Source organism: Loktanella atrilutea (assembly GCF_900128995.1).
Classification (GTDB): Bacteria; Pseudomonadota; Alphaproteobacteria; order Rhodobacterales; family Rhodobacteraceae; genus Loktanella; species Loktanella atrilutea.
The window spans coordinates 70,296-85,651 of record NZ_FQUE01000007.1; the positions used below are offsets into that span (position 1 = coordinate 70,296).

Sequence of the window (15,356 nt, forward strand, 5' to 3'; positions counted from 1 at the left end):
CGCGTTATTGCATAGCGGGGGGCGTCATCCCTAGCTTTCGCCCGTCCGGGGCGGCACACTGTCGCCAGACCCGGACAGGAGGAAGACCACGATGACTGCCCCTTACGACGATCTGGAAACCCGCGACGCCAAGACCCGTGCGACTGCACAGCTTGCGGGCCTTCGAGAGCAGATCGCGCGGGTGGAGGATTCGCCGGGGTCTTGTCTGGCAGGCGGACAGGTGGTCCAGCTCGGTGACCTGACCCGCCTGCCGGTTCTTCGCAAATCGCAACTTTTGGAATGGCAGCGGGCCGATCCGCCCTTCGGCGGGATCCCTGTCAGGAATATATCTCACATCTTCCAATCCCCCGGTCCGATCTACGAACCGGGCGGCAATGGTCACGACTGGTGGCGTTTCGGTCGCTTCCTGCATGCCTGCGGCATCGGTGACGGTGACGTGGTGCAGAACTGCTTTGGCTACCACCTGACACCTGCCGGCGCGATGTTCGAGAGTGGCGCACGGGCCGTGGGGGCGACGGTTGTTCCCGCCGGTACTGGCCAGACCGAGCTTCAGGTGCAAGCCGCCGCCGCGGCCGGGGTGACAGCCTATGCGGGAACGCCCGATTATTTGAAGGTCATTCTGGAAAAGGCCGACGAGATGGGTGTCGCACTGGCGATCACCAAAGCTGCCGTGTCCGGCGGGGCGCTGTTCCCGCAACTGCGTCAGTTTTACACCGACCGCGGCATCGCCTGCCTGCAATGCTACGCAACTGCCGATCTTGGCCTGATCGCCTATGAAACCACGCCCGAGAGCGGTATGATCGTTGACGAGGGCGTGATCCTCGAAATCTGCACACCGGGCACCGGCGACCCGGTGGCGGACGGCGAGGTGGGAGAGGTCACCGTCACCACGCTCAATCCTGACTATCCCCTCATCCGCTTTGCAACCGGCGACCTGAGTGCCGTCATGCCGGGTCAGTCGACCTGCGGTCGGACCAATTTGCGCATCAAGGGCTGGATGGGTCGCGCCGACCAGACGACCAAGATCAAGGGCATGTTCGTGCGGCCCGAACAGGTTGCCGCGCTGGTCACACGGACCGGCGCCGGCCGGGCCCGCGTGATCGCCGATCGACAGGGTGATGCTGACACGATGACCGTGCAGGTCGAGGGGACCGAACTTGATGTTGACGCGTTATCCGCAGCCGTGAGGGATATCCTGAAGTTGCGCGGCGACGTGACCCTGCATGACCCCGGCACCTTGCCGCGCGACGGAAAAGTGATCGAAGACCGCCGCCGCTACGATACTTGATTCAACGAGGAATACACCATGCGTCAACTTTTGCTGTCCACCGTGATGATCTGCGCCGCGTCGTTGGCGCAGGCAGAGGATGCGGCCCTGATCGTCGGTATCGCCGACTATGACACGCTGCGCGATGTGCGGGGCGCGGGGCGGGTCACCGACGCTGTGCCAAGTCTGCAGCGGCTTGGTTTTTCGGTCTATGGCACCGGTGGATCGGGTGACGTACAGGTTCAGGCCAACGCGTTTTCCGATGCCGCTGCGAATGCCGACCGTCTGGTAGCGGTGCTGACGGGACAGTTTGTGACGGACGGTCAGCGGACGTGGCTGATGCCCGCGAATGCCGCGTCACCGAAGCCGTTTACCGTGGCAAATGGCGCGATCTCGGTCGAAACGGTGTTGGCCACACTGGAACAGACACCCGGCGCGGCGGTGCTGGTTTTAGGCCATGATGAAAGGTCGGACGAAAATCTCGGCGACGGCCTGAGCCGCGGCATCGGCGATCTGGACGTGCCGAGCGGCGTGACAGTGGTCGAGGGCAGCGTTGCCGCCGCCAGCGACTTGCTGTCGGATGTCATTGCAACACCGGGCGGCGACGTGATCGCCGGTGTACGGGGCAGTCGCGATCTGACCGGGTCGGGGTTCATGCCCGCCAGCCTGGTCCTGATCAAGTCCGACGCCCGCCCGTCAACGCCGCCGCCGGCGGTATCGACCCCTCCGGTCGCCAGCGTTCCGAACGGCAGTGCAGAGGCGACGGTCTGGGAGCAGGCGCGCGCTGCTGACGATCAGGCTGCCTACACCCGTTACCTCGATCGCTATCCTGACGGGCCACACGCCTCTGCCGCGGTCGAGCGTCTAAGGGAGCTGCGGGATCCCAACCTCGCCTACCGCAAGGTCGAGGATGCGCTGAACCTGCCGCTCGAAGCCCGCCGCGCCATCCAGCGCGATCTTCAGGTACTGGGCTACGACACGCGCGGGATCGATGGTATTTTCGGCCCGGGATCCCGCGGGGCGATCAAGCAGTGGCAGGCCGCAAACAGCATGTCCGAGACAGGATTCCTTTCGGCTGAACAAATCGGATTGATCGACACGCAAGCGAATACCCGATCGATCAAATTGGAAGCTGAAGCAAAGGCGCGGCGGGAAACCGAACTTCGCGCTGACCGGGCATACTGGGCGCAAACGGGCGTTTCCGGAAAGCGCCGCGATCTTCGTGACTATTTGGAACGCTATCCGGATGGACTTTATGCCAAGCAGGCGCAGGAAGCGATCGCCGCATTTCGCGCACGTGACCGAGCTGCTGCTGCAAGCGCTGACAATGAGGCTTGGGACAAAGCCGTTAAACGAAATGATATTGCTGGCTACCGCCGCTACCTTTCCGACCAACCGGAAGGAGCATTTCGTGAAGAAGCTACATCACGTGTCACAGCCCTGAACCGCGCGGATGATAACAAAGCGCAGACCGAGGCGGCCCAAGCGGGTGAACGTGCTCTCGCACTCGATCCGATCAGCCTGCGGCTGGTCGAGGCGCGGTTGTCGCAGTTGGGGCTCGACCCGGGAACGGTCGACGGCAACATCGACAGCGACACGCGCGGGGCGATCCGGCGGTACCAGAGGGATCGGCAGATCAATGCCACCGGCTATCTGGATCAGGCGACCGTATCGCAGATGCTGACCGACGCATTCCGCTAACAGCGGCAGGGACGGGCCTGTCGCGACAAGGGGGCGGGTCCGATTAAAGTATGACGCGATCAGGGTGCCTTGACGTATCGTTCCGCGAGCAGCCGCACGAAACCTGTCTGATCCCCGACCTGCTTCACGCCAATCACGTAGGTTCCGGCCTGCACCCGCGCGGTGACGCGGGCATCGGTGCCTTGGCCTTCATCGTCGTTCTGCGCGATCTGGCGGCCGAGGCTATCGAACAGGACAAGCCAAGGGTCACCGCCGCTGCCGGCCGCAATCGCTTCGACCAGCAGGAGCCCCGACGCATCGAGTGTCAGGCTGAACCACTCGGCATCGGAGCCGACGCGTAGGTCCTTGATGAGTTGCGATGGCAAGGTGCCGAGGTCGGTCACCGCCACCGAACCGTCGAGTGGCGGGGCTGCCTCACCTCGTGCGTAAAGATCTGCCAAGGCCGCTATCGGATCGAAGACGCTGACCGCCACGTCGATCGGCAGGCTGGAATCGCCGATGGCCTGGAGGGCAATGCAATAGGTACCCGGCGGCAGGTCCGTGCTGACGTCGAGCCGAGCGTTCAACCCCTCGTAGTCGTCGTTCTCTCCGATTGTGCCGCCGTCGGGACCGGTCAGGATCAGTTTGGGGTCCGCTTCTGCGTTCTCGGCCGTCACGGTGATCTGCGCGGGGGCGTCCAACGTAAAGCGAATGAAGGGCACCTCTTGCGCGCTGCCCGAGTTCTGCAGCGGCGCATCTGTCATGGTCCCGAGGTCCGGGGCCTCGACACAGGAGTTCGTCACATCCGCCGGTTCGGTGGCCGCGGCGGGCGTATCCATACCGGGGGTCAGGGGTTCCATGTCCTGACGACCGACGCGGACAAAGGCGGTCATCGGCGAGTCGTCGAAACTTCTGACGACAGCGCAGTAGGACCCGGTTTCCAGCGCGGTCTCGATGCGGGCCGCGCCGTTTCCACCCGAATCGTCATCGGTCGCGACTTGTGAACCATCCTCGGCGAACAACGTCAGCGTCGGGTCGCCATTGGCGCGACCCGCGGCCTCAACCCGGATGTCATGCGGGGCTGACAGCGTGAAGCGACCGACGAAGGTATTCGCATTCAGTACCAGCGCCATCTGTTCCACGAAGGTGTCGCGTGTGGCGACGTCCGACGATTCTTCGGAACCTCCGAGCCAGCCCGCATCGTCGCAGGGCCGGCTTTGCGCGCACAAGGTAGTCGCAGTCAGCAATAGAGAGGCGGAAATCGGAATAAGATATCGGAACATGTGACCAAAGATTTTGCGAGGTATCGGCAAAACCTAGGCTAAAAATACTGCCTTCGCCATGAAAAAGGCCGCGTCCCCATCGTAGGAGCGCGGCCAATTCCGATAGGTCTGTAGACCCGATTTCAGCCCTGACGGGCCTTGAACCGGGGTTGTGTCTTGTTGATCACGTAGACACGGCCCTTGCGGCGCACGACGCGGCAATCGCGGTGGCGCTGCTTGAGCGAACGGAGGGAGTTGCGCACTTTCATCTTGAAAGGCTCCTCTTGTCGCGGCGCGGCGGTTGCGCCTTGGGTTAACACAAAGGGGGCCGCCTGAGGCCCCCGCGAATTCTGGTGGACGATACTGGGATCGAACCAGTGACCCCTTCGATGTCAACGAAGTGCTCTACCGCTGAGCTAATCATCCATTCCGTGTACGATTTGCCAGCGCCCTTTAACGAACAAGGACGCGGGCGAACCGCGTCGGGTAGGCGGTCTATAAAAGGATCAAACGGGGGGATCAAGGGCTTTTGCTGTTTTCTGCAAACGCGCTATCTATGGCACCAGACAGGAGCCTCCATGACCCACGCCGCCTATGAACTCTTGCTGCCTGCGGCCCGGTCGACCTGCGTGGTCTTCGCTTCTCCGCACAGCGGTGCAGACTATACCGATGCCTTTCTCGCCCAGACAAGGCTGGACGCTCTCACGATCCGGTCGTCGGAGGATGCTCATGTGGGCGCGCTCTTCGATGCCGCACCGAAGCACGGGGCGCCACTTTTGCTGGCGCGGGTGCCACGCGCCTTCGTCGATTTCAATCGCGCGGCAGAGGATCTCGACCCGGCCGTGATCGAAGGCGTACGCCGCCTGTCACAGAACCCCCGCGTGGCCAGCGGCTTGGGCGTGATCCCGCGCGTTGTGGCGGGTGGACGCGCGATTTACGACGGAAAGATCACGCTGGCGCAGGCGCATGCGCGTATCACAGCCTACTGGCGTCCGTGGCACGACCAGTTGCAGACGCTGCTGGACGAGTCGGTGCGTGCATTCGGGCGGGCAATTTTGGTCGACTGCCATTCGATGCCGCACGAGGCGCTGGACACCACCGTAGCCGCCCGTCCCGACGTCGTGATCGGCGACCGTTTCGGCGCCTCGGCCAGTGTCGACATCGTGGCCGAGGTCGAAGCGGCATTGACCGACGCCGGCCTGCGTGTTGCGCGAAACATGCCCTTTGCCGGAGCTTACGTGACTCAGGCCTACGGCAAGCCCGCGCGCCGGCGGCACGCGGTGCAGATCGAGGTGGACCGCGCGCTCTACATGAATGAAGTGACGCTGGAACGGCGCCCGGACTTCGAGGACCTGCGTCAGGCACTCGGCGGCGTCGCAGCACGAATCGCCGCCTATGGCGCATCCGACGACCGGGCTCTGGCGGCTGAATAACCCTTTTTCGATGGACATGATGACCGATCTGATTCCTGCCGACTGGGCGCCCTTTGTCGCGCTGGGCCTGCTTCTTGTGCTGCTGGCCGCCTTCATCTGGGAGAAGTACCCCCCGGAGGTGACGGCCGCGGGGGCGGCCGCGCTGTTCATCGTTCTGGGCCTCGTCCCTGTCGATCAGGTGATGACGGTGTTTTCGAATTCTGCCCCGATCACGATCGGCGCAATGTTCGTGCTGTCCGGCGCCCTGGTCCGGACGGGCCTGCTGGAGGCGCTGTCGAATCGGATCGTGCGTGCTGCGGCCAATCGGCCGCTGGTGGCCGGTGTGGCCTTTGTGCTGGCAACGATGCTTGCCTCGGCCTTCGTCAACAACACACCGGTCGTGCTGGTGCTGATTCCGGTGGTGATACGGCTGGCAAGGTCGCTGGACGTGGCCGAAACGCGGTTGCTGATCCCGCTGTCCTATGTCGCGATCTTGGGCGGCACCCTGACGCTGATCGGTACCTCGACAAACATCCTGATTTCCGGCGTGGCAACCGATCAGGGACTGGAGCCCTTCGGCATCTTCGAGATCTTTCCGGTCGGCCTGATCGCGATTGCCGCCGGGGTCGGGACGCTTGCGGTGCTGGGGCCGCTGCTGTTGCCGGCGCGACGCGGCGGCATGGACAATGCGGCGAAGCGCGATGCGGTCTACCTGACGGAAGTGCGGGTGACAGATGATTTCGCCGGCCTTGGCAAACCCATCGGCGAGATCGCCGATTTTGCCCATGCGGGCGTCCAGATCACCGGCGTCCGCCAAGGGGGCGTGCTGCGAAGAAGCCAGCTATCGGATCATATCGTGACGCCCGGTGACGAGATCGTGCTGCGGGCGACCATGTCGGAACTGCTGACCCTGCATACGATGTCGGGCCTGATCACCGGCTACCGGCGCGGCGCGGCGCCCACCAACGTGACCGAAGGCGATCTGGTGATCGCCGAGGCAATGGTTACGGCCGGTCGGCGCGGTGGTAGCCAGACGCTCGATCAGATGTCGATTGGCTATCGTCACGGCATGCGTGTTCTGGGCGCCTATCGGCATGGTCATCAGGTCGGCCCCGATCTGCGCAGCGCCCGTTTGCGGGCCGCCGATTCGCTGCTGCTGGAGGGGACGCAGGGCGCCTTCGACCAGTTGTCCTCGGCAGGGGACATGATGACCGTGACCTTGTCTTCGGGCCGGGCCTACCGGCGGGCACGTGCACCCATCGCGCTGCTGGCGTTGCTGGCGGTTGTGGCGCTTGCCGCCTTCGACGTGGCGCCGATCGCCGTTCTTGCGCTGGTGGCCGTGGCTGCCATCCTGATCCTGCGTTGCATTGACAGCGACGAGGCCTGGGGTGCCATAGACGCGCAGATCCTCGTGCTGATCTTCGCGATGCTGATTGTCGGGGTCGGCCTGCAGGAGACGGGTGCGGTGCAGCTGATCGTCGATACGCTGGCGCCCGTGTTGAATGGGCTTCCGCCGATCCTGCTGCTTGCGGCGCTTTATGCCGTGACCTCGATCCTGACAGAGATGGTGACGAATTCCGCCGTCGCCGTGATCCTGACGCCGATTGCCGTGGGGCTGGCAGCGCAGGCCGGGATCGATCCCCGCCCGCTGGTGGTGGCGGTGATGTTCGGAGCTTCTGCCAGTTTCGCCACACCCATCGGCTATCAGACCAATACGCTGGTCTATGGTGCGGGGGACTACCGGTTCGCGGATTTTCTCAAGATCGGGGTGCCGATGAACCTGATCGTCGGCGCGGCCTCGGTCCTCGCGATCCCGCTGTTCTTTCCGTTCTGAGGCTCAGCGCAAGGCGCGGCCCTTGATGATCGCCGCGTCGCCGAATCGCTGTCGGATGGCGTCGGCGGCACGCTCTGCCTTGACCCGGCGGTCGGCATCCGGGTCGAGCAGGTCCCCTGACAGGTCGGCGTCGGCACCGGAGGTCAGTTCCGACAGGCCGACGCCCAGTAACCGGTAGGTCGGATGCGGCCCTGCTGCGTCGAAGAGGGCGCGCGCCGTGCGATAGATCGTGTCGGCGATCTGGGTAGGATGCCGCAGGGATTGCCGGCGCGAGATCAGTGCATGGTCGCTGCGCTTGAGCTTCAGCAGGACGACGCGACCGGCGATGTCCTTGGCCTTGGCACGGGCGCTGACCTTTTCCGCCATGCGCCAGATGTGCCCGTCGAGGATCTCGGGATCGCTGGTATCCTCGTGGAACGTTGTCTCGTTCGACAGGCCGCGAACCGGGGTATGGGCACTGATCCGACGCCCGTCCTGTCCGCGAGCGAGTTGCCACAGCCGGTCGCCCATGCCGCCGAACCGGTCCGCCAGATCGCGCCGGTCCCAGCGCAGCAGGTCGTCGAAGGTGCGGATGCCGGCAGAGGCCAGGCTCTCCTGTCCGACGGCCCCGATACCCCAGATCAGGCGGACGGATTTAGGGCGCAGAAACTCCGTCGTCTCGGCCTGACCGATGAGGGAGAAGCCCCGCGGCTTGTCGAGGTCCGAAGCAACCTTGGCCAGGAACTTGTTGTGGCTTAGCCCGATGGAGCCCGAAAGGCCAAGCTCATCCTTCATGCGCCTGACCAGTCGCGCCAACATGACGGCGGGGGGGGCGCCGTGCAGACGGGCGGTGCCGGTCATGTCCATGAAGGCCTCGTCCAGCGACAGGGGTTCGACGACGGGGGTCAGATCGTCCATCATCGCCCGGATCGCGCGGGAGGCCGCGACATAGGCATCGAAGCGTGGCTTGACGATGACGGCGTCGGGGCAAAGCTTCAGCGCCTGAAACATCGGCATTGCGGATTTGACGCCGCGGATGCGGGCGACGTAGCAGGCAGTCGACACGACGCCCCGCCGGCCGCCGCCGATGATGACCGGCTTGTCTGCGAGCGCTGGATTGTCGCGCTTTTCCACGCTGGCGTAGAAGGCGTCGCAATCCATGTGGGCGATGGTCAGGTCGAAGAGTTCCGGATGCGAGGTCACGCGCGGACTGCGACAGGCCGGGCACCGTCGCGCGGTGTCGAACGTCGTCAGGCAGTCGCGGCAAAGGCTGGGCATGCCCCATAGATAATGAGTCCGTGTCATGCCGACAACGCAGGAGTTCACCGGGCGGATCCTCTGACTGGCGGAGGAGGCCGCGTGCGCCGTCGCGATGGCGGGTCCTTCGGTCTGACGCGGCCGGGCGCCGTCGCGCCTGTTGCACCCGGCGCACGTCCGGCGGTCATGCGGTAGGGCCACCGATTGGGGCTGGCGGCGTAGCGGGCCCTGTGGCTAAACCGGGCCGCAGGCAAGGGGGCGTGGGCCATGGGATATCTTTTAGGGGTCGATACCGGCGGCACCTACACAGACGCGGTCGTTCTGGACGGCGACGCGACCCGGGTGCTGGCACGCGCCAAGGCACTGACCAGTCGTCCAGATCTCTCTGCCGGCGTGGCGGGCGCCGTCGATGCCGCGATTGCCGGTGCCGGCATTCCAGCGGCAGAGATCGAAATCGTGTCCCTGTCCACAACGCTTGCCACGAATGCGCTGGTCGAGGGGCAGGGCGGTCGCATCGCGCTGATCGCCATCGGCTTCGACGCCGCATCCCTGTCACGCGCGGGGCTGGAAGACGCCTTGCGCGGCGATCCGGTCGTTGCCATCGCGGGCGGTCATACCCACGCAGGCAATGCGGCAGCCGACCTCGATCTGGAGACCTTGGAACGGGCGCTGGAGGACACGACGGGGATTACCGGTTTTGCCGTAGCCGCGCAGTTCGCGACACGCAATCCTGCGCACGAGCTTGCTGCGGCTGATTTGATCCGAGCCCGGACCGGACTGCCCGTTACCTGCTCTCACGAGCTGTCGGCGGCCCTTGGCGGGCCAAAGCGGGCATTGACCGCTGTGCTGAACGCGCGGTTGATCGGGATGATCGCGGGCCTGATCGCCGCGGTGGAGCGGCATCTGGCGCTGTCCGGCATTTCTGCCCGCCTGATGGTCGTACGCGGCGACGGTGCGCTGATCCCGGCCGACATGGCCCGCGTGCGACCGATCGAGACGATCCTCAGCGGTCCGGCGGCCTCTGTTGCCGGCGCGGCTTGGCTGACGGATGTAGGGGATGCGATGATCTCTGACATCGGCGGCACCACGACGGATATCTGCCAACTGCAGGACGGCCGGCCGCGGATCGATCCGCAGGGCGCGATGGTCGGCGGATTCCGCACGATGGTGGAGGCGGTGGCGATGCGCACCTTCGGCCTTGGCGGTGATAGTGCGGTCAGACTGTCCGATGGGCTGGCGGGCGGACTGCAATTGGGGCCGCGGCGGGTCATGCCGATCGCCCTTCTGGCACAGGCTCATCCCGGCCTGGTGCATGGCGCTTTGGACGCGGCGCTGGCGCAGGATGGACCGCCTCTGGACGGGGCGGCCTTTGTAGCGCCCTTGTGGGACGCGGCGCCGGAGGGGCGAGACACGCGCGAGGCCGCTATCGTCGCGCGACTGGCCGGCGGGCCCGCGCGCATGGGCGACGTGGTGACGACCCGGATGGAGCAACCGGCGCTGATGCGGCTGGTGGCGCGGGGGCAGGTGATGATTGCCGATGTGACACCGTCGGACGCCGCGCATGTGCTGGGGTTGGTCGCGGACTGGGAGGCCGAGGCATCGGAAAAGGCTCTGACCCTGCTTGCGCGGCGACGGCGTGGCGACGGGCAGCGCATCGCACCAGATGCCGCAACGCTGGCGCAGGCGATCGTCGACCAGCTAACGACGCAGACCGTCGATTGCCTGTTGCAGGCAGCCTTTGCGGATGACGGGCGCGACTGGGCCGGTGTTGCGCCGGATCGGCTTGCCGGTCATCCCCTGACGCGTGCCGGTCTGGACGGACATGTCGGCCTGATCACCATGAGGCTGGGACTCGGTGTGCCGGTGATCGGTCTGGGGGCCCCGGCTGCCAGCTACTACCCTGCTGTCGGGCAGCGCCTTGCCACACGGATGATCGTGCCGAAGCATGCGGACGTGGCGAACGCAATCGGTGCGGTCGTGGGGCAGGTCGTCATGCGGGCCGGCGGCAGCGTTACGGCCCCCGCACCCGGCCGGTACGTCGCGCATCTGGAAGGAGGTCCACAGACCTTTGCCACGCCCGAGGCGGCGATGGCGACACTTCAGACCGCGCTGATCGCCAGTGCCACGGCGCAGGCCCGTGCCGCGGGCGTGGCAGACCCATCGGTCAGCGTCGCCCGAGACGTGAATGCGGCGGTGATCGAAGGGCAGGAGGCGTTCTTTGGCGCCGACATCCGCGCCACCGCACGGGGGCGGCCGCGGATTGCGCGGGACTGATCGGCGTGTCGGCAAATGTGCCGCGATAGGCACCCGAAGGAAAGGCCACCCCCGGTGGCCGGAATGCGACAGGGCGTCACGATCGCGTCAGACGGATTGCGTGGGCAGGGCAGGCGCGTCAGAACAAGCCGACAAGCAGGATCTTGCCGTCATGTTCGACCGTCACGCCCGTCGCCTGATCGACCCGCCGCTGAACCGTCTTGGCCGCGCAATGGCGGCTCGGGGCTGGACGGCCAATGGTGTCTCCTTGCTGGGCCTCGCCCTCGGACTGATCGCGGCGGTGTGCGTCGCGCTGGGCGCGCCGACGCTTGCCCTGGTCCCGCTGCTTGCGAGCCGGATGGCGGACGGGCTGGACGGTGCGGTCGCCCGCGCGACCGTCCGGACGGATTTCGGCGGTTACCTCGATATCGCCTGCGATTTCGCCTTCTACGCGGTCATTCCCCTGTCCTTCGTATTCCTTGATGCCGACAACGGGCTTGCGGCCGCCTTCGTGCTGGCGTCGTTCTACGTGAACGGCACCAGTTTTCTCGGCTACGCGGTTCTGGCGGAAAAGCGCGGCCTGTCAACGCAGGCGCAGGGGGTCAAGTCGCTGTATTATTCCAACGGGTTGCTGGAGGGGACTGAAACGATCGTCTACTTCATTCTGTTGTGCCTGTTTCCAATGGCCTTTGCCCCGCTGTCATGGGTCTTCGGCGGACTATGTTTCCTGACTGCGACGCTGCGTATCCATGGTGCATCCAAGCTGTTTACCTGAAAGGACTCCGATGAAATCCCTCGCCCTTCTGGCCGCCCTGGCCCTGCCACTGGCCGCTCAGGCCCAGACCGACCCCGCCGACTGGGACGCGGTGACCGCCGCCGCCAAGGGGCAGACAGTATACTGGAATGCCTGGGGTGGGTCGACGACGACCAACGACTTCATCGCATGGGTCGGCGACAAGGTGAAAACCGAATACGGCGTCACGCTGGAACATGTGAAGCTGACGGACACCGCCGATGCCGTCACCCGCGTCCTAAGTGAAAAGCAGGCCGGGACCGATACCGGAGGCGCGATCGACCTGATCTGGATCAACGGCGCGAACTTTGCCGCGATGAAGGAGGCAGACCTGCTGTTCGGTCCCTTCGCCGAGCAACTGCCGAACTGGCGATACGTCGATACCGAAGGAAAGACCGTGCAGACCGACTTTACCGTGCCGGTCGACGGCTACGAGTCCCCTTGGGCAATGGCGCAGGTCGTCTTCATCTACGACAGCGCAAAGATGGAGCCGCTGGGGTCCATGCAGGCGATCCTGGACTGGTCGACGGCGCATCCGGGCCGATTCACCTATCCCCAGCCGCCGGACTTCCTCGGGACGACGTTCCTCAAGCAGGTGCTGGTCGACACGCTGGACGATCCGTCGGTGCTGCAGCAGCCGGCAACCGACGAAAATTACGCCCAAGTGACGGCATCGCTCTGGGATTACCTCGACAAGCTGACGCCGTCGCTGTGGCGCGAGGGCCGCGCCTACCCGGCGACCGGCACGGCAATGTTCCCATTGATCGCGGATGGCGAGATCGACCTTTCAACCTCGTTCAGCCCGGGTGCCGCGACGGCGGCAATCGCCAACAACGAATTGCCGGAGACGGTACGGACCTTCGTGTTGGACAAAGGCACGATCGGCAACGCGTCCTTCGTGGCGATCCCCTACAACGCGGCCCATGCCGAAGGCGCGATGATCGTGGCGAACGCTTTGCTGTCACCCGAGGCGCAGGCCCGCGCGCAGGATCCGGAAATCCTTGGCTACGGCACGGTCCTTGCGATGGACAAGCTGGACACGGATCAACGCGCTCTGTTCGACGCCCTGGACCTTGGTGTCGCCACGCTGTCGCCCGAGGAACTGGGCACCGTGCAGGCGGAACCGCACCCAAGCTGGATGACACGCATCGCGGACGACTGGAACAGCCGCTACGGCGTGGCGCAGTAATCTTGGCCCGGCCGCTGTCTATCGTGGCCGGCAGCAGCCATCGCACACCAAGGGTGCGGCCGATCATGGTTCAGCGGACCTGCGGTCAGGCATGAAAAACCGCCTGCTGCCCGTCGTGCCGGCGTTGACGCTGGTGGCCATGCTGGGCCCGGTTGTCGCCGGGCTCTACGGGACGATCCTGCCGGCCTTCGGTCACCTTCCGGCGGCAGGGCTGAGGGGGCCGAACCTCGATGCCTTTCGCGCGCTGCTGGCGTGGCCCGGACTGTCGCGCAGCGTGACGCTGTCGCTGACGACCGGGCTAGGTACGACGGTTGTCGCGCTTGCGCTGGTCATGCTGCTGGTGGCGGGGTGGTCCGGCACGCGCGCATTCAGGCTGCTTGAACGCCTGCTGTCGCCGCTTCTAAGCGTGCCGCATGCGGCAGCGGCCTTTGGCCTTGCCTTTCTGATCGCGCCGTCGGGCTGGATTGCCCGGGCGCTGTCTCCGGCGCTGACCGGTTGGACCAATCCTCCCGACTGGCTGATCGTGCAGGATCCTTTGGGTCTGACGATGATCGGCGGTCTAGTGGTGAAGGAAATGCCGTTCCTTCTGCTGATGACCCTTGCGGCGCTTGGCCAGACCGACGCCGCCCGCGCGCGCCAGATCGCGGCGGCGCTGGGCTACGGTCGCACGACCGGGTGGTTGAAAACCGTGTTTCCGCGCGTCTACGCCCAGATCAGGTTGCCCGTCTACGTGGTGCTGGCCTACGGGATGAGCGTCGTCGACGTTGCCCTGATCCTTGGCCCCAACACCCCGCCGCCGCTGTCGGTCCAGATCGTTCGCTGGATGGGAGAACCGGATTTCACCGCCCGTCTGCTCGCCGCCTCGGCCGCGCTGCTGCAGCTCGCACTGGTGGTCGGAGCCCTTCTGGTTTGGCGATTGAGCGAAGTGCTGGTCGCCCGCGTTGGCCGGCTCTGGATCGAGACGGGCCACCGCGGTACCTGCGATGGACCGGTGCGGGCGGTGGCGCTGACGGCCGGTACCGTCGCCGCGCTGTCCGTGTTGCTGGGCCTTGCGGTGCTGGCGGTCTGGTCTTTTGCCGGTTACTGGGGCTTTCCCGATGCGCTGCCGGATGCTTTCTCGCTGAAGTCGTGGATACGCCACGGCCATGGCGTGCTGGCGGCGCTGGCGGAAACCGCGCTGATTGCCGGGATCGTGACGATGGCCGCGCTGGTATTGACGATCGGTTGCCTCGAGGCGGAGTATCGCCATCGGCGCACCCTGACGCAACGCGGGCTCTGGCTGCTCTACCTGCCGCTGCTGGTGCCACAGACGGCCTTCCTGCCCGGCCTGCAGGGCCTGCTTCTCAACTTCGGGGCCGATGTGGGAAGGGGGCCGGTGATGCTGGCGCATCTGGTCTTTGTGCTACCTTATGTCTTCCTGTCGCTCGCTGATCCGTTCCGCGCTTGGGATGCCCGTACCGGCACTGTGGCGGCGGCGCTGGGGGCTTCGCCCGATGGCGTGCTGTGGCGGGTTCGCCTGCCGATGCTGCTTCGCCCGATCCTGACGGCGGTGGCTGTTGGTCTGTCGGTCAGCGTCGGGCAGTATCTGCCGACGCTTCTGATCGGCGGCGGGCGCGTTGCCACCCTGACGACAGAGGCGGTCGCCCTGTCATCGGGCGGCGACCGCCGGGCAATCGCAGTCTTTGGCCTGATGCAGACCGGAGCCGCTCTGCTGCCCTTTGCTCTGGCACTTCTTGTCCCGGCACTGGCGTGGCGCAACCGCAAAGGATTGCAACATGGATAAGGGCCTCACCCTGGACCGCGTGGCCATTTTCCGGAACGGCACCCCGCTGGTGGCGTTCGATCGGCATATCGCGCCGGGAGAGGTGGTGTCCGTCATGGGGCCGTCGGGCATCGGCAAGTCGACCTTGCTGTCCGTCGTTACCGGCACCCTGCCACCGGCCTTCACCTTTACCGGACGCATTTTGCTTGACGGTCGGGATGTGACCCATACGGCCCCGCACCGTCGCATGGTCGGCATCCTGTTTCAGGACGATCTGCTGTTCCCGCATCTATCCGTCGGGGCAAACCTTGCCTTTGGCCTGCGTCCCGGTGGCAGCCCCGCCGAGCGTCGCGACCGGATTGCCAAGGCTTTGGTCGACGTGGACCTTGCCGGGTTCGAAAATCGCGACCCCGGTACCCTGTCCGGCGGGCAGAAAGCGCGTGTGGCGCTCATGCGCATGTTGCTGGCCGATCCCTGCGCGCTGCTGCTGGACGAGGCGTTCAGTCGCCTTGACACGGCGCTGCGGGCGCAGGTCCGCGCACTCGTCTTTGCCCGCGCGCGTGACCGCGCCCTGCCGGTCCTGATGGTTACCCATGACGCCGAGGATGCCGCAGCGGCCGGCGGCGATATCGTCAATCTGGGGATGTAATCCCCGGCGATGGCGGGGG

The 15,356-nt window shown here is 65.5% G+C and carries 12 protein-coding genes and 1 tRNA gene; 9 read left to right on the forward strand and 4 right to left on the reverse strand.

The window, feature by feature from the left end:
- Positions 1–91: 91 nt before the first annotated feature.
- Both BUA54_RS14330 and BUA54_RS14335 read left to right on the forward strand, forming a co-directional pair.
- On the forward strand, positions 92–1,288 hold the full coding sequence (locus BUA54_RS14330; protein WP_072857945.1) for a phenylacetate--CoA ligase family protein: 1,197 nt from the start codon (positions 92–94) through the stop codon (positions 1,286–1,288).
- Between the two features lie 18 nt (positions 1,289–1,306).
- A complete protein-coding gene (locus tag BUA54_RS14335; RefSeq protein WP_072857946.1) occupies positions 1,307–2,968 on the forward strand; it encodes a peptidoglycan-binding domain-containing protein in 1,662 nt (553 codons plus the stop codon).
- 59 nt (positions 2,969–3,027) lie between these two features.
- Here BUA54_RS14335 and BUA54_RS14340 read toward each other — a convergent pair whose 3' ends face one another.
- From BUA54_RS14340 to BUA54_RS14350, 3 genes are all read right to left on the reverse strand, one after another.
- On the reverse strand, positions 3,028–4,230 hold the full coding sequence (locus BUA54_RS14340) for a DVUA0089 family protein (protein WP_072857947.1): 1,203 nt from the start codon (positions 4,228–4,230) through the stop codon (positions 3,028–3,030).
- Positions 4,231–4,352: 122 nt separating this feature from the next.
- Complete coding sequence (gene ykgO / locus BUA54_RS14345) at positions 4,353–4,478, reverse strand: type B 50S ribosomal protein L36 (RefSeq protein ID WP_072857948.1); 126 nt, start codon at positions 4,476–4,478, stop codon at positions 4,353–4,355.
- Positions 4,479–4,560: 82 nt separating this feature from the next.
- Positions 4,561–4,635 (reverse strand) — tRNA-Val (locus BUA54_RS14350).
- A 152-nt stretch (positions 4,636–4,787) separates the two neighbouring features.
- On the opposite strand from BUA54_RS14350, the gene BUA54_RS14355 reads away from it, so the two are divergent.
- Together BUA54_RS14355 and BUA54_RS14360 are read left to right on the forward strand one after the other, a co-directional pair.
- A complete protein-coding gene (locus BUA54_RS14355; protein ID WP_072857949.1) occupies positions 4,788–5,642 on the forward strand; it encodes an N-formylglutamate amidohydrolase in 855 nt (284 codons plus the stop codon).
- A gap of 19 nt (positions 5,643–5,661) precedes the next feature.
- Positions 5,662–7,455 carry an SLC13 family permease gene (locus BUA54_RS14360; RefSeq protein ID WP_072858047.1) on the forward strand — a complete coding sequence of 598 codons (1,794 nt, stop codon included), beginning with the start codon at positions 5,662–5,664 and terminating at the stop codon, positions 7,453–7,455.
- A 3-nt stretch (positions 7,456–7,458) separates the two neighbouring features.
- On the opposite strand, the gene BUA54_RS14365 is transcribed toward BUA54_RS14360, so the two are convergent.
- On the reverse strand, positions 7,459–8,712 hold the full coding sequence (locus tag BUA54_RS14365) for a DNA polymerase IV (RefSeq protein ID WP_072857950.1): 1,254 nt from the start codon (positions 8,710–8,712) through the stop codon (positions 7,459–7,461).
- 246 nt (positions 8,713–8,958) lie between these two features.
- On the opposite strand from BUA54_RS14365, the gene BUA54_RS14370 reads away from it, so the two are divergent.
- From BUA54_RS14370 to BUA54_RS14390, 5 genes are all read left to right on the forward strand, one after another.
- Complete coding sequence (locus BUA54_RS14370) at positions 8,959–10,965, forward strand: hydantoinase/oxoprolinase N-terminal domain-containing protein (protein WP_072857951.1); 2,007 nt, start codon at positions 8,959–8,961, stop codon at positions 10,963–10,965.
- Positions 10,966–11,116: 151 nt separating this feature from the next.
- Positions 11,117–11,719 (forward strand): CDP-alcohol phosphatidyltransferase family protein, encoded by a 603-nt coding sequence (locus BUA54_RS14375; protein WP_072857952.1) that lies wholly within the window; start codon positions 11,117–11,119, stop codon positions 11,717–11,719.
- Positions 11,720–11,729: 10 nt separating this feature from the next.
- Entirely contained in the window at positions 11,730–12,926 is a 1,197-nt protein-coding gene (locus tag BUA54_RS14380; protein WP_072857953.1) for an ABC transporter substrate-binding protein, read from the forward strand.
- 91 nt (positions 12,927–13,017) lie between these two features.
- A complete protein-coding gene (locus tag BUA54_RS14385; protein ID WP_072857954.1) occupies positions 13,018–14,709 on the forward strand; it encodes an ABC transporter permease in 1,692 nt (563 codons plus the stop codon).
- Positions 14,702–15,337, forward strand: coding sequence for an ATP-binding cassette domain-containing protein (locus BUA54_RS14390; protein WP_072857955.1), 636 nt, complete (start codon positions 14,702–14,704; stop codon positions 15,335–15,337). Before BUA54_RS14385 ends, BUA54_RS14390 begins: the two co-directional genes overlap by 8 nt.
- The last annotated feature ends 19 nt before the right edge of the window (positions 15,338–15,356 follow it).

What these genes read in the sequence shown, in the direction of transcription:
- BUA54_RS14375 (WP_072857952.1), top strand. Translation starts at nt 11,117, where the DNA reads ATGTTCGACCGTCACGCCCGTCGCCTGATCGACCCGCCGCTGAACCGT.
- BUA54_RS14385 (WP_072857954.1), top strand. Translation starts at nt 13,018, where the DNA reads ATGAAAAACCGCCTGCTGCCCGTCGTGCCGGCGTTGACGCTGGTGGCC.
- BUA54_RS14390 (WP_072857955.1), top strand. Translation starts at nt 14,702, where the DNA reads ATGGATAAGGGCCTCACCCTGGACCGCGTGGCCATTTTCCGGAACGGC.
- BUA54_RS14365 (WP_072857950.1), bottom strand. Translation starts at nt 8,712, where the DNA reads ATGCCCAGCCTTTGCCGCGACTGCCTGACGACGTTCGACACCGCGCGA.
- BUA54_RS14355 (WP_072857949.1), top strand. Translation starts at nt 4,788, where the DNA reads ATGACCCACGCCGCCTATGAACTCTTGCTGCCTGCGGCCCGGTCGACC.
- BUA54_RS14380 (WP_072857953.1), top strand. Translation starts at nt 11,730, where the DNA reads ATGAAATCCCTCGCCCTTCTGGCCGCCCTGGCCCTGCCACTGGCCGCT.
- BUA54_RS14335 (WP_072857946.1), top strand. Translation starts at nt 1,307, where the DNA reads ATGCGTCAACTTTTGCTGTCCACCGTGATGATCTGCGCCGCGTCGTTG.
- BUA54_RS14330 (WP_072857945.1), top strand. Translation starts at nt 92, where the DNA reads ATGACTGCCCCTTACGACGATCTGGAAACCCGCGACGCCAAGACCCGT.
- BUA54_RS14360 (WP_072858047.1), top strand. Translation starts at nt 5,662, where the DNA reads ATGACCGATCTGATTCCTGCCGACTGGGCGCCCTTTGTCGCGCTGGGC.
- BUA54_RS14370 (WP_072857951.1), top strand. Translation starts at nt 8,959, where the DNA reads ATGGGATATCTTTTAGGGGTCGATACCGGCGGCACCTACACAGACGCG.
- BUA54_RS14340 (WP_072857947.1), bottom strand. Translation starts at nt 4,230, where the DNA reads ATGTTCCGATATCTTATTCCGATTTCCGCCTCTCTATTGCTGACTGCG.
- ykgO (WP_072857948.1), bottom strand. Translation starts at nt 4,478, where the DNA reads ATGAAAGTGCGCAACTCCCTCCGTTCGCTCAAGCAGCGCCACCGCGAT.